Raw genomic sequence first — 22,164 nt, forward strand, 5'->3', positions numbered from 1 at the left:
CTTTAAAAAATAAATAAAAAAAAGTTTTGGAAATAAGAAAAGGTTTCCTACCTTTGCAGACCCAAACGGAAGGGTGCTTGAGAGAGCGAAAGAAGTTGAGGCTGAGCGAGTTCAGTCAATAAAAGAAGGGAGAAAGTTAACGATGGTTAATGAGTAAAACAAAAGAGCCGGAAGCGATTTTCGGGGAAACAAACTGACAAGTTAAGCAATGCGAATTGCGACGACATAATAGCTGATTCGGATGATGAAGCGAGCAAGTTCTTTTAAGAAATGGAAATCATGTAGCGTAACGGGAGGCGAAGTCTAACCAAGGTTAAACAAAGCTGAAGAGTTACAAAAAGAAGAGAGACTGTATAAAGATATATAATACAGATTCTATTAATTAATAATAGGGTCAGTGGTTAAACAAAACATTTTACAATGGAGAGTTTGATCCTGGCTCAGGATGAACGCTAGCGGCAGGCCTAATACATGCAAGTCGGACGGGATTTGGGAGCTTGCTCCTAATGAGAGTGGCGCACGGGTGCGTAACACGTATGTAACCTACCTTGATCAGGGGGATAGCCTCTCGAAAGAGAGATTAAGACCGCATAACATTATGATATGGCATCGTATTATAATCAAATATTTATAGGATCAAGATGGGCATGCGCAACATTAGCTAGTTGGTGTGGTAACGGCATACCAAGGCGACGATGTTTAGGGGATCTGAGAGGATGACCCCCCACACTGGTACTGAGACACGGACCAGACTCCTACGGGAGGCAGCAGTAAGGAATATTGGTCAATGGACGGAAGTCTGAACCAGCCATGCCGCGTGCAGGAAGACGGCCCTACGGGTTGTAAACTGCTTTTGCAGGGGAATAAACCCCGGTTCGTGAACCGGGTTGAATGTACCTTGAGAATAAGGATCGGCTAACTCCGTGCCAGCAGCCGCGGTAATACGGAGGATCCAAGCGTTATCCGGATTTATTGGGTTTAAAGGGTGCGTAGGCGGCTTTTTAAGTCAGGGGTGAAAGACGGTAGCTCAACTATCGCAGTGCCCTTGATACTGAAGAGCTTGAATGTACTTGAGGTAGGCGGAATGTGACAAGTAGCGGTGAAATGCATAGATATGTCACAGAACACCAATTGCGAAGGCAGCTTACTAAAGTATGATTGACGCTGAGGCACGAAAGCGTGGGGATCAAACAGGATTAGATACCCTGGTAGTCCACGCCCTAAACGATGAACACTCGATGTTGGCGATATACGGTCAGCGTCTAAGCGAAAGCGTTAAGTGTTCCACCTGGGGAGTACGCCCGCAAGGGTGAAACTCAAAGGAATTGACGGGGGCCCGCACAAGCGGAGGAGCATGTGGTTTAATTCGATGATACGCGAGGAACCTTACCCGGGCTTGAAAGTTAGTGAATGTGACAGAGACGTCACAGTTCTTCGGAACACGAAACTAGGTGCTGCATGGCTGTCGTCAGCTCGTGCCGTGAGGTGTTGGGTTAAGTCCCGCAACGAGCGCAACCCCTATGTTTAGTTGCCAGCATTTAAGGTGGGGACTCTAAACAGACTGCCTATGCAAATAGAGAGGAAGGAGGGGACGACGTCAAGTCATCATGGCCCTTACGTCCGGGGCTACACACGTGCTACAATGGATGGTACAGAGGGCAGCTACCTGGCAACAGGATGCCAATCTCATAAAGCCATTCACAGTTCGGATCGGGGTCTGCAACTCGACCCCGTGAAGTTGGATTCGCTAGTAATCGCGTATCAGCAATGACGCGGTGAATACGTTCCCGGGCCTTGTACACACCGCCCGTCAAGCCATGGAAGCTGGAAGTGCCTGAAGTGCGTAACCGCAAGGAGCGTCCTAGGGTAAAGTCGGTAACTGGGGCTAAGTCGTAACAAGGTAGCCGTACCGGAAGGTGTGGCTGGAATACCTCCTTTCTGGAGCAGTATCTCTGAGTAATTCGGAACTGTTACCTACATGATATTTCTTAAAACACAAAAAAAAGACAAAAGGAAACCCAGAAGATGAAGCCATCTGTGGAATGTGTAAACGAAAGTAAGCACAGGACAAGTGGCAGTAAGCAGTGGCAGCAGCAGTAGGCAGAAAAGTCCTGCAAACTGCAACTGATAACTGCAACTAAAAACAAATAGTCCTGTAGCTCAGCTTGGTTAGAGCACTACACTGATAATGTAGGGGTCAGCAGTTCAAATCTGCTCGGGACTACAACAAGGCAATTAGCGAGTTAAGGAATTAGTGAGTTAGTGAATTGAAAAGCAATCACTAATTCAATAAATCACCAAATCACTAATTAATTTATCCTTCGGGGGATTAGCTCAGCTGGCTAGAGCACCTGCCTTGCACGCAGGGGGTCAACGGTTCGAATCCGTTATTCTCCACCAAGTATTCTACAGTAACTATAATATAGGTTACGCTACAGATGAAAACTAACGTTCTTTGACATATTGGAAGAAGTAATTGAAAACAAGAGAAAACAACAGATAGGAAGTTGTTTGATTGAGAACCAAGATTACAAGAATAAAGAAACAAGAGTAATCTTGCTTCCTGACTCCTGAACTCTTGACTCTGTCGAACGACGGACTAAAATAAAGACATACCTTGCGGCGCAAAAGGCGCAAGAGTAGAAGAAAGTAAGAAAGGGTACACGGGGGATGCCTTGGCTCTCAGAGGCGAAGAAGGACGTGATAAGCTGCGATAAGCTGCGGGGATTAGCAAATATGAATTGATCCGCAGATTTCCGAATGGGGAAACCTAGTTATTTGAAGAATAACTGCATAAATGCGCTAACCTGCCGAACTGAAACATCTAAGTAAGCAGAGGAAGAGAAAACAATAGTGATTTCCAGAGTAGTGGCGAGCGAAATGGAAGAAGCCCAAACCTGTTATGTTACGGCATAGCAGGGGTTGTAGGACCACAACATGAATATTAAATAGAACCGGAAGGGGGTGGGAAACCCTGCCATAGAGCATGAGAGCTGCGTACGGGTAATAGATAATAGGATAGTGGTATCCTGAGTACCGCGAGGTCGGAGACGCCTTGTGGGAATTTGCCGGCACCATCCGGTAAGGCTAAATACTCCTGAGAGACCGATAGTGAACCAGTACCGTGAGGGAAAGGTGAAAAGAACCCCGAACAGGGGAGTGAAATAGAACCTGAAACCGTGTACTTACAAGCGGTCGGAGCCTGGTAACGGGTGACGGCGTGCCTTTTGCATAATGAGCCTACGAGTTACTCTTCCCTGGCAAGGTTAAGTGTTTAAGACACGGATCCGAAGCGAAAGCGAGTCTGAAAAGGGCGTATAGTCAGGGGAGGTAGACGCGAAACCTTGTGATCTACCCATGGGCAGGTTGAAGGTGCCGTAACAGGTACTGGAGGACCGAACCGATAAACGTTGAAAAGTTTCCGGATGACTTGTGGGTAGGGGTGAAAGGCTAATCAAACTGGGAAATAGCTCGTACTCCCCGAAATGTTTTTAGGAACAGCCTGGCGGTTGAGTTATAAAGAGGTAGAGCTACTAATTGGGTGCGGGGGAGTCAAATCCTACCAAATCCAGATAAACTCCGAATGCTTTATAATATACGCTGGAGTGAGGCTATGGGTGCTAAGGTCCATGGCCGAGAGGGAAAGAACCCAGACCATCAGCTAAGGTCCCTAAATTATTGCTAAGTTGAACTAACGAGGTCCGATTGCACAGACAGCTAGGATGTTGGCTTGGAAGCAGCCATTCATTTAAAGAGTGCGTAACAGCTCACTAGTCGAGCGATCGGGCATGGATAATAAACGGGCATCAAGCAGTATACCGAAGCTATGGATTCACAGTAATGTGACTGGTAGGGGAGCATTCTATTTGTCGGAGAAGCAGGAAGGTAACTGACTGTGGAGGGAATAGAAAAGCAAATGTAGGCATAAGTAACGATAAGGCGGGAGAGAAACCCGCCCACCGAAAGACTAAGGTTTCCTGATCAACGCTAATCGGATCAGGGTTAGTCGGGGCCTAAGGTGAAGCCGACAGGCGTAGCCGATGGACAACTGGTTAATATTCCAGTACTTTTTATTACTGCGATGCGGTGACGGAGTAGTGACACTGACGCGAACTGACGGAATAGTTCGTTAAAGGCTGTAGGTATAGAGTTTGTAGTTAAGTACGCAGACTTTGCTGAAAGCTGATAGTACACCGAATCTTCGGACAAGGTGATAGTTCAGGTAATCAGACTTCCAAGAAAACCCGCTAAGCTTCAGGTAATAAAAACCCGTACCGTAAACCGACACAGGTAGTCGAGGAGAGAATCCTAAGGTGCTCGAGTGAATCATGGCTAAGGAACTCGGCAAAATGGCCCTGTAACTTCGGGAGAAGGGGCGCTGGCAGCAATGTCAGCCGCAGTGAAAAGGCCCAGGCGACTGTTTAACAAAAACACATGGCTATGCAAAATCGCAAGATGACGTATATGGCCTGACACCTGCCCGGTGCTGGAAGGTTAAGAGGGGATGTTAGTCGCAAGGCGAAGCATTGAATCGAAGCCCCAGTAAACGGCGGCCGTAACTATAACGGTCCTAAGGTAGCGAAATTCCTTGTCGGGTAAGTTCCGACCTGCACGAATGGTGTAACGATCTGGGCGCTGTCTCAGCCATGAGCTCGGTGAAATTGTGGTATCGGTGAAGACGCCGGTTACCCGCAACGGGACGGAAAGACCCCATGCACCTTCACTATAGCTTAACATTGATATCGGATACAGGATGTGTAGGATAGGTGGGAGACTGTGATCCAGCTTCGCTAGGAGTTGGTTAGTCAACGTTGAAATACCACCCTTTCTGTATTTGGTGTCTAACTCTACAAAGTGGAGAACATTGTTTGGCGGGTAGTTTGACTGGGGTGGTCGCCTCCAAAAAGGTAACGGAGGCTTTCAAAGGTAAGCTCAGTACGCTTGGTAACCGTACGCGGAGTGCAATAGCATAAGCTTGCTTGACAGTGAGACAGACAAGTCGAGCTGGGTCGAAAGACGGATATAGTGATCCGGTGGTTCTGCATGGAAGGGCCATCGCTCAAAGGATAAAAGGTACGCTGGGGATAACAGGCTGATCTCCCCCAAGAGCTCATATCGACGGGGAGGTTTGGCACCTCGATGTCGGCTCGTCACATCCTGGGGCTGGAGAAGGTCCCAAGGGTTGAGCTGTTCGCTCATTAAAGTGGCACGCGAGCTGGGTTCAGAACGTCGCGAGACAGTTCGGTCCCTATCTGTTGTGGGCGTAGGAAGTTTGAGTGGGGCTGACCTTAGTACGAGAGGACCGGGTTGGACTAACCTCTGGTGAATCTGTTATGCCGCCAGGTGTACTGCAGAGTAGCTACGTTGGGAATAGATAAGCGCTGAAAGCATCTAAGTGCGAAACTAGCCACAAGATGAGACTTCCATTGAGGGTCGTAGGAGACTACTACGTTGATAGGTTACAGGTATAAAGGTGGTGACATCATAGCCGAGTAATACTAATTGCCCGAAGCTTTCTTCAGATAGAAAAAAGGGTTGATAGTAATTGGATCATAGTTCATAGTAATATGCAGCGATGAACCATGAACTATCAACCACAAACAAACAACAATGCTGTTGTTTTCTCTACATTCAATTCCTTCTTTCAATAATATGTCATTTATGAGGCTGAAAGGCCAAAGGATAAAGGCGAAAGGTAAGAAACCTTTAACCTTTTACCTTTAAGCTTTCACCTTAATAAAAAGAAATTCAGGTGCCTATATCGGCGGTGTCTACCTCTTCCCATTCCGAACAGAGAAGTCAAGCCCGCCAGAGCCGATGGTACTGCGGTAAAACGTGGGAGAGTAGGTCGGTGCCACCCTTTATCACCTTCAATGGTGCAACATCGCAAAGCCTTAGCTAATTACTAAGGCTTTTTGCGTTATTAGACTTTGGGGATTCTCCTATCCCAAGCCATGCCAACTGTAGCCAATCTCTGCTTTCCACTGACCCTCAAACCACGTTAGGGATAGGAGCGGATACCGGCCTGTGGCTAATGCCCGTGCAGTATGAGCGCATAGCCCGGCCACAGGCAACGCCCAAAGAAATCATTGTTGTATTTAACTTTACGTTGGCCCGCTTAGTTGCCGCGGGTTGGCTTTGTTCTTTTCTTAACAAAATGAACAAAGTCCGATCGATAGCAAGATAACGAACACCATCACCAATAAACATTTCATTACCATATTATTTTGCTATTTTTAAAGTATATACCTAAACATATGCTTACAGCAGAACAAGCCGCGCTTTGGCAAAAGATCCTGGATTTTCAATTGGATGATCCTGAAGCTGCTTTCAAATTTTCCGAACGCCTGGCGCGCGAGAATGGGTGGGACTTAGTTTATACCCGTAGAGTGATTGCTGAATACAAACGTTTTATTTTTCTTTGTTGTATCTCCGAACATGGTGTAACACCTTCCGATGCTATTGATCAGGCCTGGCACCTGCATTTAACTTTTACCCGGTCATATTGGATAGATCTTTGCCGTGACACACTCGGAAGGGAGATCCATCATAATCCTACTAAAGGTGGAAATAGCGAAGCAGTAAAGTATGACACGTTTTATACTGATACCGGCCAATTATATTTTAACTGTTTTAACGAACAGTCGCCTGCTGATATCTGGCCTGGAAACGAAGTCCGCTTTAAAGAGATTAATTTTCAACGAGTGAACCTGGATAAATACTGGCTTATCCGTAAACCTCGACGAATTAAAGTATTGTTGTTGATGGGGATGTTGATCCTTGTTTCATGGATATGCATACAGGCCTCAGATAATGATATTTTTATATTAATTTTCCTGGTACTGTTTGTTGGTGTTACCATATTAAGTTATCATAGTGAAGGGCGCAATGATGATAAACGGGACCGTGACGGTAATGGTGGTGGGACTGGTTGTAGTACCGTCGGCTGCGGAGCTGATAGTAGTTTCGATTCGGGCCATCACGGACATTCTGGTCATGGGTGTCATAGCGGCGGGGGCAGTGGATGTGGAAGCGGTTGCTCAGGGTGCTCTGCTTCAGGATGTAGTGGTTGCAGCAGCCATTAAGTTAATCAGCTACCTAATGCCTCAAAAATCTCAGCCGAGAGCAGTCCACTCCCTCCGCCAAAATGCTGAACTATTTTAATGCTGGGTTTTTCGGCACAAAAATATTCATTCAATTTATATTCCGATATCTCATCAACACCACCACCTAATAGCACGAGTTTAAAATCCCGCGTACTGAATGCCGCAATGGCCTCCTCATCGCTGAGGCAGCCTGTTGCGTTCCAATTAGGATTATTGTTTACCAGCCGTACCACGGTAGCTAGTATTTCGGGGTGACGGCCAACTACCAGTATCTGCGTCTTTTCCATGATCTTAAAATTTCATTGGTACATCAATCAACAAAAACTCTGAATCTGTACCTGCTTCAACGGTAAATTTGTCGGTATCCCAAATACCCAAAGCATCGCGACTATTTAAAGTTTCGCCATTAATAATCACTTCGCCGCTTAACACAAACGTATAAACGCCGTTGCCCTCTTTCTTGATGCTGTATTCGGTGCTTACTCCTTTGTCAAACTTGCCTAAATGAAACCATGCGTCCTGATGGATCCACACACCTGCATCGTCGGGACTGGGGGATAATACCTGTTGTAGTTTGTTATGACGGTCTTCAAGATTTAATGAAATCTGATCATAACGTGGTTCAACGTTCCGTTTGTTAGGGTAAATCCAGATTTGAAGAAATTTAACTTCGCTGGTGCGGTCAAAATTATACTCACTGTGAAAAATTCCGGTACCGGCGCTCATAGCCTGGATATCTCCGTTTTTGATAACAGCTACATTGTTCATGCTGTCCTTATGCTCCAGATCACCCTCCAGCGGAATGGATATAATCTCCATGTTATCATGCGGGTGTTTGCCGAAACCCATACCCGGATCAACGGTATCATCGTTCAACACCCTCAACGCGCCAAAGTTCATCCGTTTAGGATTGTAATAACCAGCAAAACTAAATGATTGGTAGCTGTGTAACCATCCGTGGTCTGCATGTCCGCGGGTGTTGGCTTTATGTAAAATGGTCTGTGCCATGGTGTGTTTCCTTTAAATTGTAATACAAAGTTAAAGGGTCGTTGGTTGGCGGCACTTGATGTAGGTTAAGAAAATTGGAGAGTAGTTGATTAGGTGGGTGGAGAGTAGTTGTTTATTGCGTATAAAACCACTCTCTAATCAACCCAATCAACCATTCATCTATCTTTTCCTTACCATTTCACTCTTCATCCTACTAAAAAACTCGGGCGTTACACCTATATAGGAGGCTATTTGTTTTTGTGGGAGATGATCTATTAGTGTAGGGTAGCGCTTGCAAAAATTATTATAACGTTCTTCGGCAGTTAAGCTTAAACTATCGATCAACCTCTGCTGGCTGGCTACCAAAGAATTTTCGGTAAGGATCCGGAAAAAATGTTCAAACTTTGGGATTTGTGTGTATAGTTTTTCCTGATTTGCTTTTGAGAGCAGCAGTACATCTGTATCTTCCAATGCTTCGATATTCTGGATACCGGGTTTTTGCGAAATTAGACTATACATATCGGCAATCCACCAATCGGCAGGGGCAAAGTTTAACACGTGTTCGATACCACTTTTATCTACGGTATAGCCTCGCAAACAACCGGCCGTTACAAAAGCCGAATACTTGCATATCTCACCATAAGTAAGCAAAAACTGTTTTCGTTTTATTTTTTTAGGCTGTAAATAAGCCGTAAAAATTTCCTGTTCTTCGCGGGTTAAGTGGATGTGTTTTTCGAGATTGTTAAGTATCAGATCAAACGGCATATGCAAAAATGTGGTTTATTTAGCTTATTTATCGAAGAATGGGCAATTAATCTATCCTGTTTTTTACAGGTACAGGGCATTATTTAATAATTTTTAAATTAGCTTTATCAACCGTAGTTAAGCCATGCCAAAATATGCGCATGTTATGCTTATAAAGCGGTATGGATAGCAAAAAATTATCAATATGATTGTGAATGGCTTTTTAACCAAGGCCTGAAGCATAAACAAATAAACCTGGAACGCATTACCAATTACTGTGTTAATTGATTTTAAAGATAAGTTTTATGGTGAAAAATTATTTTTTAACGATCTGCCTGTGTGTTATTGTCGCTTCGTTTGTTAATGCGCAGCAAAAATTTAACGGTCTTGATGTTGGGCTCGGGAACCTTTATCGTACGTCTGACGCTAAGACACGATCTATCAGCCCCGAGAACTTCACCGGCGAAAAAGGTAAAGGCGGCATGGCCACAACAGGCACCGGTGCCAATGCCTCGCGCGATCTGGGCCAGACCTGGAAAGTAAGCCCAAGCGTTGTCATCAAAAAGCATACAACTTTTACCGTCGCTGAAATTAACGGATCGGGCGCTATCCAACATATCTGGATGACGCCAACCGGCAACTGGCGCTATTCCATAATCCGTTTTTACTGGGACGATGAAACTACCCCGTCAGTTGAGGTGCCCGTGGGCGACTTTTTTTGTATGGGTTGGGGTAAATACGCGCCGGTAAGTTCCCTTGCCGTTGCAGTAAACCCCGGCAGCGCTTTTAACTGCTACTGGCCAATGCCGTTTCGCAAAAAATGCCGCATCACTATGGAAAATATCGACGATGCGGATATGGTTCTCTATTACCAGGTTGATTATACCCTGACCGATGTACCCGAGGATGCGGGCTATTTTCACGCGCAGTTTCGCAGGGTAAACCCGTTACCTTATAAAAAAGATTTCGTTTTGGTGGATAGTATCAAAGGCAAAGGGCAATATGTTGGTACTTACATAGCTTATGGCTCAAACAAAAATGGCTGGTGGGGCGAAGGGGAGATCAAATTTTTTATGGATGGTGATACCAAGTTTCCTACTATAAATGGAACAGGGACAGAAGATTATTTTTGCGGATCGTATGATTTTGATACCCGCCATAAAGATGCCAACGGGAAAGAAAAACCGGGAACAGAGTACACCGAATTTTGCAGCCCTTACAGTGGTTTGCCCCAGGTGATCCGCGGCGATGGGCACTATGAAATTGCACAACGTTTCGGCATGTACCGCTGGCATATCGTTGATCCCATCCGCTTTGAAAAAAGCCTGAAGGTTACCATACAGGCCCTGGGCTGGCGGCACGATGGCCGGTACATGCCCCTGCAGGATGATATCGCTTCAACCGTGTTCTGGTATCAAACCGGCGAACACGGCCCTTTCCCTAAATTCCCCTCAAAAGACGAACTGGAAGTAAACTAATGAAACTATATAAACTTGCCAAAGGCAGCCTATTGCAACATAACGGTTCATCATATATTATTGATGATGAATGGGATAAACTGATCAACCGGGATGGTTTAGCGGCTTACCTGGAATCGATCACTGCCGATACTACGGCTTTAAGCGCCGAGGTGGAGAATGAATATCTAAACAGCAAAATATTGCCGCCGATTGGTACCCAGGAAGTATGGGCCGCCGGCGTAACTTATTTACGTAGCCGTGACGCCCGCATGGAGGAATCAGAAACCGGCGCGAGTTTGTATGATAAGGTTTATGACGCACCCCGGCCTGAGCTTTTTTTCAAAGCCCTTGCTCACCGGGTATCCGGGCATAACGGTGAGGTTTACATCCGCAAAGATTCGGAGTGGGATGTGCCAGAGCCTGAACTTACACTATTTGTGAATAGCGATGGTAATATCCAGGGATATACCATTGGCAATGATATGAGCTCGCGGAGTATTGAGGGAGAAAATGCGTTGTACCTTCCGCAGGCTAAAGTTTATGAAAAAAGTGCCGCACTTGGGCCTTGCTTATATGTAACTTCCGAGCCAATTCCTGGCGATACCGTGATTAGCATGAACATTAAGCGTAAAAAAGAGCTGGTTTTTGAAGATGAAACTACGGTATCACGTATTAAACGCTCCTTTACAGAACTTACCGGTTATTTATACAGCGAATGTGATTTTCCTTACGGATGCTTTTTAATGACGGGCACCTGCCTGGTGCCGCCGCCAAGTTTTACTTTGCAAGCCGGCGACGTTGTGGAGATCAGTATTGACCATATCGGCACAATGGTGAATGTGATTGGCTTAAATCCTAAACATAAATAAGCGGTATGGTGCAGCTTTTAAAAAAGTCATCATTAGTTTTGCTGTTTGCCGCTTCGGTGTCGTGTACCATGCGCAACCCTCAACTACCCATGAAAGGAACTTTTGGATCTGATCTTGATTTTTTAAAAGCAAAGGATAGTGTTATCGTTTTAAAAGATGGCAGCGGTTTAGGGCAGGTGATCGTATCGCCCAAATATCAGGCAAAGGTTTTTACATCTACCGCTGATGGTTTAAATGGTAAAAGTTTCGGATGGATCAAGTATGAAACATTCGATTTGAAACAGCCAGACCCGCATATGAATGCCTTTGGCGGTGAAGATCGCCTGTGGCTTGGGCCGGAAGGCGGGCAATTCTCGCTTTTCTTTAAGCCGGGCACCAAAATGGAGTTTGCCAATTGGCATACGCCGGCTGCTGTTGATAATGAAAGTTGGGAACTCATTTCAACTTCGGATAAAAAGGTATCGATGAGCAAAAGCACGCGTCTGCAAAATTATGCCGGCACCGGATTATCAATAAAGCTGGAGCGTGATGTGGAGATCATGGAGCCAAATGCAATTCAGCAAGTATTAAGTATTGATGCGGATACAGCTGTAAAAACAGTTGGTTTTAATACTGTAAATTCCCTCATTAATGCAGGAGATAAAGCTTGGGATAAAGCTACAGGCGCACCTTGTTTATGGAATTTAGATATGTTTACCCCTTCGCCCAAAGTGGTGATTGTAGTTCCCTATAATGAAAATGCGAAAGGGAAAGTAGCCACTACCAATTATTTCGGCGAGATTCCGAAGGATAGGATCACTTATAAAAGCGGCATTCTGCTGTTTAAGGCCGATGGCAAAAGTCGCGGTAAACTGGGCATCCCGCCAAACCGGGCAAAAAATATGGCTGGCAGTTACGATGCCGAGAACGATGTTTTAACCATAACCATGTTTGATGTGGATAGTACAGCATCCTACCTAAACCAGGAATGGAAAACAGATACCGCGCCTTACAGCGGCGACGCGGTGAATGCTTATAACGATGGCCCACTGGCCGATGGTAAGCAAATGGGGCCTTTTTATGAGATAGAAAGCGTATCACCCGCCGCGTTCCTGAAGCCGGGCGAAAAGCTTACACATAAACATAGTGTATTCCATTTCACCGGTAATAAAGCCGCATTAAACAAAATAGCATTAAAAACACTGGGGATTTCACTGGATGATATTTCAGCAGCATTTAAATAACAGATCAATATATAACAACCATAAACACTAATGTCAAAAAACAACGCCCTGTTCGCAGTAGCATTAATTACTTCCCTGTTCTTTATCTGGGGATTCGCGCTCAATCTTAACCCGATCTTAATTCCACATTTAAAAAAGGCTTGCCAGCTTAATGACCTTCAATCCTCACTTATCGATTCGGCATCCTATATAGCCTATTTCATATTACCTATTCCGGCCGCACAGTTCATGAAAAAATATGGCTACAAGGGCGGGATCATCTTAGGTTTGATACTTTTTTCAACAGGTGCGTTCCTGTTTTTCCCGGCAGCGGCGGTACGTAACTATGCGTTCTTTTTAGCGGCCCTGTTCATCGTATTTTCGGGCGCAGCCTTTTTGGAAACGGCAGCTAATCCTTATATAACGGTATTAGGTGATCCGGCTGGTGCTGAAAGAAGGATCAACTTTTCACAATCATTTAACGGCTTGGCTGCTACCTTAGCTCCGCTTATCGGTGGTAATTATATTTTATCGGGCAAAGTGTTAACAGATGCGGAATCAAGCAAAATGTCGCCCGAGCAGCTGAATGAATATCTTAATCATGAAGCATCGTCTGTACAAATTCCTTTTGTGGTAATTGGCGCAGTGGTGCTTGTAGTTGCATTCTTAATTTATCGCACGCACTTCCCGCCAATTGTTGAAGAAACCAGTGAAGAGGCAGTTAACGACAACCGTTCGCTTGGTGTAAGGATAAGCGAGCTGTTGCACGTGAAAAGTTTAAGGGCCGGTATCTTTGCAGAGTTTTTATATGTAGGGGCGCAAGCTGGTATAAGCAGTTTCTTTATCCGCTATTCAGAAAAAGTAGCCGGATTTGCCGAAAAACCAGCTTCTTTTTATCTCACTATAGCTTCTGCGGGTTTCATGGCAGGCAGGTTTATTGGTACATTGCTCATGCGTTATTTTAACCCGGTTAAACTGCTTATCACTTATGCGATTATTAACATTTTCCTGATAGCTATGGCGGTAACACTAAAAGGCGAAGTAGCGGTTTACGCGTTAATGTGTACCTGGTTTTTTATGTCGATCATGTTCCCGACTATTTTCTCGTTAAGTATCCGTGGCCTGGGCGCTAAAACTAAACTTGGTTCATCATTGGTAATCATGGGCATTGTAGGCGGTGCCATTTTCCCGGTAATCATGGGGCGGGTTTCTGACGCAACACACAGCATTCAATGGGCTTACGTTGTGCCTGGCATTTGCTTTTTTGGCATCCTGATCTTTGCTATCAACAACCATAAAGTTAAAAAGCTAACCTTATCAGGTTCGCATTAATATTTGATCTATCTATTATAAAAAAATGAATTTACAACTTACAGATAAGGTAATTATAGTTACCGGCGGCGCCAAGGGCATAGGCGAAGGCATAGTGAAAGTGTTAGCTGCCGAGGGTGCTATCCCGGTTATAATAGGCCGCGGTGAGGCTGATAACCTGAAAACGGTTGAAGCTATAGCAACAGCAGGGCATAAGGCGTACCAGGTAGTGGCCGAACTTACTGACCCTAAAGCATGCGAAAATGCGGTTAATGAAGTAATAATAAAATTTGGCCGTATCGATGGCTTAGTGAATAATGCCGGAGTAAATGATGGTGTTGGCCTGGAAAGCGGCGACTACGAAGGGTTCATGGCCTCGCTGCATAAAAACGTGGTGCATTATTACCTGATGGCGCATCATGCCTTGCCTGAACTGAAAAAATCAAAAGGGGCTATCCTCAACATTACTTCAAAAACTGCGGATACCGGCCAGGGAAATACCTCGGGTTACGCGGCATCAAACGGTGGCCGTAACGCGCTTACCCGCGAATGGGCGGTTGAGCTTTTGAAATACGGCATCCGTGTAAACGCGCTGGTAGTGGCCGAATGCTGGACACCGCTTTACGCTAATTGGATCAAAACCCTGCCCGATCCTCAGGGGAAATTGAAAGAGATCGAATCAAAGATCCCATTGGGCAACCGGATGACCACTGCCGAGGAAATTGCCAATACCGTAGCGTTTTTATTGTCGCCGGTATCAAGCCATACTACCGGTCAGCTAATTTATGTTGATGGCGGCTATGTGCATTTGGACAGGGCGCTGGCTAACGCGTAAAGGTATATAAGAAAAAAGCGCCCGTGAAGACACTGGCGCTTGGATATGATCTGAGAAAGCTTGCCTTTAGAAGACTTACGAAGTTTCAAAAACTTCGTAAGTCTGGTTTTCGCACTAACGTTCTCCTCCTACAACGAAAATCCTTTTAAATACTGCTTTGCATAAGTTTCGCCCCAATCTTTCATGGCGTTTTGCAGTACAGTAAGGAAGCTTTTGTTATTACCTGCTTTCCCTTTTTTAGGTGCTGAAAGGGATTTTTCATCTACCGGTTGTTCGGTGACCTTGGTGGCAAACCAGGTTATGTTTTCATGGGGCAATGCAACTCCTAATATCATACCCGGCAAACCATTAAATGATTCGGGGCCACCGGAAACAGGGATCTCATCGGTATAAAAAGCTACTACATAGATAGAATCAAGTATGAGGCCGTTTGCTCTGCGGCAGTTATAACCGGCAATCTCCCTGTTTTCGCCGGTTAGTTTCCATTTAATGTGCCTTGTGGTATCCTTTACCAGGAAGGTTTCTTCAAATACCTTCTTTTGGCTGGTGCTTAAACCCGTATTATAATCGGTGTAAATGGTATTATTCTGTACAGCCATCGGCAGTTCGTCGCCAAAATTGTTGGGAGTGTATTCCGGTTCAATAGGAGTAAACAAGGTTTGATTATTGCCGAATTTTAATGAGCTTTTCAAAACCTTAAACTGTGGCTTATTTTTCTTGTACTGATCATACATAGGCTGGTACCAGCTTTCATTATCCTTGTTGATCAGTTTTTGCAGCATGGCCCACATATTTGATGTTTTGTTATACTCAATGGTACCGTGAAAAGTAAAATGCTTATTGCCCTGCGCAAGCAAAACGTTCGCGATTAATAGCAATACGGTTGTTAAGGTTAAAATCTTTTTCATGATAGGTTATTTTTTAGGTGTACCGCCTCCAACTTTGTTAAAATCCCAGGTGAGGGTGAACATGAAGTACCTCCTTATTGTGGTGTAACGTTCTTGCGTAATGATGTTTGATGCACCGGTACGGTTATAACCGATATTTTGATTTAACAAATCATTGCCCGAAATGGTTGCTTTCAGCGCGTCTTTAAAAAATGTGCGCGCTATATTGGCATTTAACAGGAAGCGCTTGAAATCCTGATCAGGGAAAGATTTTGTCGGAGCGTTATAGGTGTAGTTTCCATCCGATCCGATCTGGAATTTTCCCGGAAGGTAAATGTTGAAGCCTCCGTTGGCGTTAAATCCGCGTCCGTTATTATTTAGTGCGGAATTTAACGACGATGAGTTGATCGTGTAGGTAGGGCCCGCCGAAATCCAGGCATCGTACTTTTTCTCTTTATATTTAGAAAGCCGGATACTTCCCGAATAGTTATATGATTTGGTTTTGTTTAGCGTATCATTCTGGAAATTATAGTAGCCACTACCGTTAGCTGATAACTCGAAACCAGCGTTAATACCTATTCCCGGTATTTTTCTTTCAAAATAGCTATTTGCCCAAAAAGTGCTGGTTGAGTGGTTTTTTAAATTTGATGGCTTATAGGTAATAACACCAGAGGTATCGCGTACAGCATTGGTTACAATGGGGTTACTGGTTGTTGAGTACGAACCGCTGATCCAGATATATTGATTGCTGATAACTTTATACGAGTTATAGCTGATGTTGTAACGGTTGGTGAATGACGGTTTCAGGTCTGCGTTACCTGTTTGTATGTTCAATTGGTCGTTATTTATCCTAACCGGTTGGATCTGATCAATGCTGGGTTGCGAAGTATTGCCATTGTAGCTTAAACGAATGCTTGATTGCTTGGTAAATTTGTACTGGAAGCTGGCTTGCGGGTACCAGTTGGTGAAATTACGTGTTAAATCAGGTGTACGACCAAATTCATCAACCTGCTTAAACTTAACTCCGGCTATTTTGGTGCCAAAGTTAAATGTGAATTTTTGTTTCTGAATGTTAAATACCGCGCCTCCCTGGTTTGATAATTGGTTTAGTTTATAATCGCTGCTATAAATGCTATCTAAAACCGAATAAACACCAGCTGTGGCAGATGGTTTATTGAAGCTGCGCCTATCGTTGTTAGCATTATTTACTGCTATCATATAACTCAAAGCCAGCGTAAAATCTTTAGCGAGGGGTTCGGTATAAGTTATGTTAGTGCTGATATTTGTGCTTTGAGTTTTATTAGCTTTATACTGATCGGTAACTGTATCCCTTAAATGTTCGCCGTTTGCCGGATTGTAGTAACCAAGAGTTGATTTCAGGAAGCCTTTCGAATCACTTTCATTAAGGCTTGTTCTGAAGTTTACTGATAACGTGCGGCTTTTCTTTTTGAATTTTTTGGTATAGAAGGCACTGGCATTAAATACCTTGCCGTCAACATTGGCGCTATTATCCTGATCGTTGGTGTTGGTAAGGTTACCATTTAGAAGACGGTTTTGTGTTTGGAACGAGCTTTTGGTATCGCTGTGTCTTAAAGTTCCGTCGGCCGTAACTTTTAGGTTCTGCATCGAATCGATCTTTAACTGGTAATTCAGGTCGAGTTTTTGGCGAAACAGGTAATTGTGATTTGTTTGATCGGTGTTAACAGTTGTAATATTACCAGGAAAGTTATTTAGTGTTTGGGTGTTCTTTGTCCCATCAACCGTAAGTGACCCTATTTTATAATTGGTATTTAGAGATTCCTTATCGCCGTTCCATTTGGTATCGTAATGTACGCCACCAGTACGCGCTATCGGTTTACCTTCGCCATCATATCGGCCACTAAAACTATCAAGATCATCACCTCCGCCGCTATAGAAGTAAAAACCACCATCGTCGCTCATTTCCATGCCGCTACCGCCGCCATATTTATTATTATCTTCCCAGCCTAAACCTGTTTTACCGTTATTGCCCAGCGTACCATAAACTGAAAACTTCTGCTTTCCCTTAAAGCGGTTAAATAAAGCCTGCCCCTGGTAATAGCCATCGGTGCCTATGCCACCATCAAGCTTGCCGAAGTAGCCGTTCTTTTTATCTTCCTTAAGTTTAATATTGATGGTTTTGTCTTTCACGCCATCATCAATACCTGTAAACGCAGCCTGATCGCTCTTCTTGTCGTAAAGCTGTACCTTATCCACCATATCGGCACGAAGATTTTTGGTAACCAGGGTAGGGTCATCTCCAAAAAATTCCTCACCGTCAACCAATACTTTTTTTACGGTTTGGCCTTGCGCCGTGATCTTGCCGTCTTTATCTACTTCAATGCCAGGCAGTTGTTTCAGCAGGTCTTCAACTTTTGAGTTGGGCTGGATATTGTAGGCAGCCGGGTTAAACTCGGTGGTATCGCCCTTAATTTTGATGGCAGCCGCTTTTCCTTTTACAATCACTTCCTGTAAAAGACGCTCTTTAAGCAGCATGCTGATTCGGCCGAAGTTGTGTGTGGTGTGTGCAGAATCTAAGGTGAAATGCTCTACAAAATCTGCATAACCGGGGTAAGTGGCCAGTACAATGAACTTGCCCTTGCTTAAATTGTTAATGGCAAATGTACCATCCTCTTTAACACGCGTAAATTTTTGAAGGATGGAATCTTTAGCAGTTATAACGCTGATGCTGGCGTTTGCTAATTTAGAATTAGAAACGGTATCGGCTATTGTGCCTTTAATGCTGTAATTGGTTTGAGCTGATAAGTTTGCCGCGCCTGTTAGAAATAGCAGAATTCCAATAATTGTGATTTTCATAAGGTAGATTATGAAAGCCAAAATAAAACTAAATAGTTAGTTACGCAAGAGGTTTAACATTTTATACTGTAGATTTAACATTTCATCGCCAAATTTTAACATTTGGTCGTGGCTGGATGGGCTAAATATGGGAGGCTGTGTCTGGGCGTGGACTAATCGGGCCAATAATGACGACGATAATACTAATCGGGATGGTTCCCAATAAAATTATTGCCCGGTTTGGTCTAATTGCACATTAATCGGCAAACAGACGGCCGAAATGATGAAAATCCTCCATCTGCGGTACTCAAAAAATGTATAATTTAGCACATTATTCTAACCTGCAGTGCTGTCCTGATCAGCAAGTTTAAACATGTATTATAAATGGTGGAAAAAAGTAAGGTTTTAATGCTTTCAAAAAGGGCATATAAGCTTGTATTGCTTTTTATTATACTGCTGTCTGCAACTGAGAGCAGGGGGCAGGGGTTGCAGTTTGGTTCAAATGACAGCCTGATGAGCAAGCGCACCTCTTACCAGGTTTTTAAGGATGATCTGCCAACCTTTCATGATCGCCTGGTGATTGCTTTCGACCTTTCATTGTGGGATAATCAGCACCTTGGCTATATTTTAAACTTAACCGATGATAAGGGTAACTCCTATAGCCTGAGTGCGATTTACAATCATGGTTCGTTGCTCAATTTTAATATTGATAGCCGGAGTAATAAACTCAGCATCCCTCTTGCCGATACTATGCTGAAACGGCGTAAATGGTTTAAAGTGATTGTTGATCTTGATCTCAAAGGCGATAAAGTAGGCATATCCATAAACGGAAAATGGTACCGGGCAGCAGGATTGGGTTTTAACGGTAAAATAACTGCGAAGATCACCTTTGGCAAAAACGAACATTATTCGGATGTGCCGAATATGGCCATTAAAAACCTGGTTGTCAGCAACGATGATAAATCCTATACCTTCCTGCTTAGCGAATGGACCGGGAATGATGTTTTTACGGTTGACGGAGATAATCTGGGGCACGTTGATAACCCGGCATGGCTTATCAACGAATCGTACTTTTGGAAACAGAAATTCGTGCACACTTTTAACGAGGTTGCAGGGATCAACTTTAATGAAAAAAATGAGCAGTTCTTTATCTTCAAAAGTGATTCCCTGATGTTTTATGATGCCGGGCGGGATGCAGTAGAAACAAAACCCTTCAAAAATAAACTGGCAGTACCCTTGCACCTGGGCAAAAGTATTGTAAACCTTAAGGAGAATGAATGCTATTTGTATGAAGTACTTAGGGCCCCGCAGCCTTCTCCAAGTATCGCTTCTTTTAACCTGGACAGCCTTAGCTGGGATTTTTATGGTAAGGCGACCATAACGGAGCAAAGGCATCATCATAATATTTTTTACGATAAGGACTTTAACAACTTTTACCTTTTTGGCGGGTACGGCTCTTTTAAATACTATAATAACTTTTTTAAATACGATAAAGCCGCAGATACCTGGCAGCAACAAAGTTTTACCGGCGATGTGATCAACCCCCGGTTCTTTTCGGCTGCAAGTACGGCCGATCAAAACAACGATGTTTACATTTTTGGCGGCTACGGCAACCAGTCGGGCAACCAGGTAGTAGGCGGGATGCACTATTATGACCTGTACCGGATTAACCTGGATAAGCATAGCATAAAAAAGCTCTGGGAGATCAAGCCGGATGAAGAAGCATTTGTACCAGCCAATAATCTCATTGTATCAAAGGATAAGCAGTTTCTTTATGTACTATGCTATCCGCACGAACGGCCCAAAACGAGTTTACGTCTGTACAAATTTTCAATAAAAGATGGTTCATACCAGGTAGTAAGCGGTACCATCCCGGTTGTGTCCGAACGGATAGAAACAGACCATAACCTGTTTTATAATGCTAAGCAGGATGTATTTTATTGTACTACACAGGAGTTTGAAACTCCGTCGCGATCAACCATAAAAATCTTTGCACTTACCGCGCCGCCCGTGAGCCAGGAGGCATTTGTGGCTGCCCACCAGCCCAAAAGCAAATCTTTTACTTTATACAGGATATTGGGTGGCGCGTCTGCATTTGTATTGTTATGCGGAATTGTCATGTTTTTCTTAAGGCGGAGAAAGGATAACGATGAACCCGTTACTGTTAACGAAGAGCGTATTGCCGAACAAAAAATTGAAACTGAAATGGGTAACAAAGCCAACGCTGTTTACCTCCTGGGCGAGTTTACTGTTTATGATAAAAATAAACGGGATATTACTTACCTGTTCAGTCCCAAGATCAAGCAGCTGTTTATTCTTATTTTGTTGAACAGTCGCGAAAAGAACGGTGTGATATCAAAAAAGATCTCTACTACGCTATGGCCTGATAAGGATGTGGTCAAAACTAAGAATATTCGCGGTGTAACCATCAATCACCTCCGTAACATACTTTCGGATATAGATGGCCTGGAACTTGCCTTTTTAAATGATACCTATAGTTTTATCAGCACCGAAGATTTTTATTGCGATTATTTTGTGGTGAGGGAAGCACTTAAACAAACTAATGTTGGTGAACCCTCTGCGTTCAATTATCTCGACTTAGTTGCCCGTGGCGGGCTATTGCAGCATATTCCTGAAATTTGGCTTGATGATTTTAAGCAGGAGTACGAAGAAGCGTTGATGCCGGTTATTTTGCCGGTAATAAAAAAGGCTTATGATGCTTTTGATTATAAAAAAGCGCTGGAGATAGCCCGCATCGTGTTGAATATCGATCCTTTTAATGATATCGGTATTAAGTTTAAGCTCAAAGCCCTGAGGCGTACTAAAGGCATTGAACATGCCCGGAAAGTTTATGAGGAGTTTAGCGCTGAATATGAAAAGTCATTAGGCGAAGAATACCCAGTCCCTTTTGAAAAGATCTGTTCTAATAAGTCTGATTCGCGCTGATAATGATCTTGTAATGAAGGATTTTTTGTACGAAAGCCTGAAAACAGAATGCCAAAGCTTAACTGCAATATATTGATTATCAATACGTTTTGTCTATTTAATGGGCTCGTTTCATAAAGAAAATGAATGTTTTATGAATATATTCTACTAAATATATAGATTTAATAGAATATTTATATATTTGCAACAGATTAGTTTGCAAATGGGGTTCATTTTTAAACTAAATGGCAGGTGCTGGCCGGCAGCAAACGGATGGTTCGATTCCACCCCTGCATCTCTTCTCATCTCATGATTTATGTTTTATAATTGGTTAGCAAAAAGAGTATTCCTGCCCATCAGGAACTCTTTTGCCTTTTTGGGGAGGGTCTAAGTGGCATGTTAAATTATATGACTCTAACGGAAAAATAAATTAATCAAAGAAGGCCTGTCACCCTGAGCCCGTCGAAGGGTCGTGCGCAGAGGCCTTGCCCGCCATGCTTCGACGAGCTACCCATGACAAGATAAAAAATGTGGTTTTTCGCAGCAGATCAGCTTCGGGTGAAAACGAACAGAACGATGCTGGGCGGTGCGGCTGCAGGGGCATAGCAAGTTTTTGCAGAAGCGGAGGCATTGCGTGCGAAGAGGGGCAAAATAATTGCAGCCCGTAGTTCTGTTCGTTTTGCAGGGTGAAGGCCGCGCCGAGGGCTATGGGGCCAGGTTGTGCGCAAAGAAGCCTCTCTGCTGCAAGCCTTTTTGGTTACTTTTGTGGCGACAAAAGTAACTGGCCCCGCGCGGCCAGGAGCGCGACGATGTAAGTTTATAGAATAAAGTCTTTTATCTGCTTATAAGAGATTGCTTCGTAACTCAGCAATGACGTGGTGGATATGTCATTTCTCCTTCAGAGGCCACCGGATTTAAATCACTCAGCATGACACCCGATTTTGATTGAGCCAGGGGAATGATGATTTTCGTAAGTCACGATGCGAAAGAAAAGAGGATTCTTACTATTACTTAGGATAAGCTT

The 22,164-nt window shown here is 43.9% G+C and carries 12 protein-coding genes, 2 tRNA genes and 3 rRNA genes; 12 read left to right on the top strand and 5 right to left on the bottom strand.

Annotated features, from left to right (window positions below; genetic code table 11):
• The first annotated feature begins 417 nt into the window (after positions 1–417).
• The 6 genes from ABID99_RS00005 to ABID99_RS00030 all read left to right on the top strand — a co-directional run bounded on the left by ABID99_RS00005 (position 418) and on the right by ABID99_RS00030 (position 7,085).
• Positions 418–1,938: ribosomal RNA gene (locus tag ABID99_RS00005) — 16S ribosomal RNA — on the top strand.
• A gap of 211 nt (positions 1,939–2,149) precedes the next feature.
• A tRNA-Ile gene (locus ABID99_RS00010) sits at positions 2,150–2,224 on the top strand.
• Between the two features lie 99 nt (positions 2,225–2,323).
• A tRNA-Ala gene (locus tag ABID99_RS00015) sits at positions 2,324–2,400 on the top strand.
• 242 nt (positions 2,401–2,642) lie between these two features.
• Positions 2,643–5,522 (top strand): 23S ribosomal RNA (locus ABID99_RS00020).
• A gap of 226 nt (positions 5,523–5,748) precedes the next feature.
• A 5S ribosomal RNA gene (rrf, locus tag ABID99_RS00025) occupies positions 5,749–5,860 on the top strand.
• Together the 16S, 23S and 5S rRNA genes with 2 tRNA genes alongside form the textbook arrangement of a ribosomal RNA operon.
• Positions 5,861–6,257: 397 nt before the next feature.
• On the top strand, positions 6,258–7,085 hold the full coding sequence (locus ABID99_RS00030; RefSeq protein WP_188834822.1) for a hypothetical protein: 828 nt from the start codon (positions 6,258–6,260) through the stop codon (positions 7,083–7,085).
• A gap of 5 nt (positions 7,086–7,090) precedes the next feature.
• On the opposite strand, the gene ABID99_RS00035 is transcribed toward ABID99_RS00030, so the two are convergent.
• From ABID99_RS00035 to ABID99_RS00045, 3 genes are all read right to left on the bottom strand, one after another.
• Complete coding sequence (locus ABID99_RS00035; RefSeq protein ID WP_176629115.1) at positions 7,091–7,393, bottom strand: hypothetical protein; 303 nt, start codon at positions 7,391–7,393, stop codon at positions 7,091–7,093.
• A 4-nt stretch (positions 7,394–7,397) separates the two neighbouring features.
• Complete coding sequence (locus ABID99_RS00040) at positions 7,398–8,114, bottom strand: pirin family protein (protein WP_373612494.1); 717 nt, start codon at positions 8,112–8,114, stop codon at positions 7,398–7,400.
• Positions 8,115–8,273: 159 nt separating this feature from the next.
• Positions 8,274–8,858 (bottom strand): Crp/Fnr family transcriptional regulator, encoded by a 585-nt coding sequence (locus ABID99_RS00045; protein ID WP_373612495.1) that lies wholly within the window; start codon positions 8,856–8,858, stop codon positions 8,274–8,276.
• Positions 8,859–9,142: 284 nt separating this feature from the next.
• Here ABID99_RS00045 and ABID99_RS00050 point away from each other — a divergent pair, with 284 nt between their 5' ends.
• Genes ABID99_RS00050 through ABID99_RS00070 form a run of 5 tightly spaced genes read left to right on the top strand, consistent with a single transcriptional unit; the run spans position 9,143 to position 14,514 of the window.
• Entirely contained in the window at positions 9,143–10,315 is a 1,173-nt protein-coding gene (locus ABID99_RS00050; RefSeq protein WP_373612496.1) for a glycoside hydrolase family 172 protein, read from the top strand.
• Positions 10,315–11,166, top strand: a complete 852-nt coding sequence (locus ABID99_RS00055) for a fumarylacetoacetate hydrolase family protein (RefSeq protein WP_373612497.1) — start codon at positions 10,315–10,317, stop codon at positions 11,164–11,166. Before ABID99_RS00050 ends, ABID99_RS00055 begins: the two co-directional genes overlap by 1 nt.
• Before the next feature lie 5 nt (positions 11,167–11,171).
• The gene (locus ABID99_RS00060) at positions 11,172–12,389 is read left to right on the top strand and encodes a DUF6786 family protein (protein ID WP_373612498.1); all 1,218 of its coding nucleotides are present in this window, start codon (positions 11,172–11,174) and stop codon (positions 12,387–12,389) included.
• Positions 12,390–12,419: 30 nt separating this feature from the next.
• Positions 12,420–13,700, top strand: coding sequence for an L-fucose:H+ symporter permease (gene fucP, locus ABID99_RS00065; RefSeq protein ID WP_188834818.1), 1,281 nt, complete (start codon positions 12,420–12,422; stop codon positions 13,698–13,700).
• A 25-nt stretch (positions 13,701–13,725) separates the two neighbouring features.
• Positions 13,726–14,514, top strand: coding sequence for an SDR family oxidoreductase (locus ABID99_RS00070; RefSeq protein WP_090534995.1), 789 nt, complete (start codon positions 13,726–13,728; stop codon positions 14,512–14,514).
• Between the two features lie 128 nt (positions 14,515–14,642).
• On the opposite strand, the gene ABID99_RS00075 is transcribed toward ABID99_RS00070, so the two are convergent.
• Together ABID99_RS00075 and ABID99_RS00080 are read right to left on the bottom strand one after the other, a co-directional pair.
• On the bottom strand, positions 14,643–15,422 hold the full coding sequence (locus tag ABID99_RS00075) for a GLPGLI family protein (protein WP_354485647.1): 780 nt from the start codon (positions 15,420–15,422) through the stop codon (positions 14,643–14,645).
• Positions 15,423–15,428: 6 nt separating this feature from the next.
• A complete protein-coding gene (locus ABID99_RS00080) occupies positions 15,429–18,236 on the bottom strand; it encodes an outer membrane beta-barrel family protein (RefSeq protein WP_373612499.1) in 2,808 nt (935 codons plus the stop codon).
• A 363-nt stretch (positions 18,237–18,599) separates the two neighbouring features.
• Between ABID99_RS00080 and ABID99_RS00085 the strand changes: the two genes are divergently transcribed.
• On the top strand, positions 18,600–21,161 hold the full coding sequence (locus ABID99_RS00085; protein WP_373612500.1) for a kelch repeat-containing protein: 2,562 nt from the start codon (positions 18,600–18,602) through the stop codon (positions 21,159–21,161).
• Positions 21,162–22,164 lie beyond the last annotated feature (1,003 nt).

This window comes from Mucilaginibacter sp. OAE612, from assembly GCF_041806395.1.
GTDB classification, from domain to species: Bacteria; Bacteroidota; Bacteroidia; order Sphingobacteriales; family Sphingobacteriaceae; genus Mucilaginibacter; species Mucilaginibacter rubeus.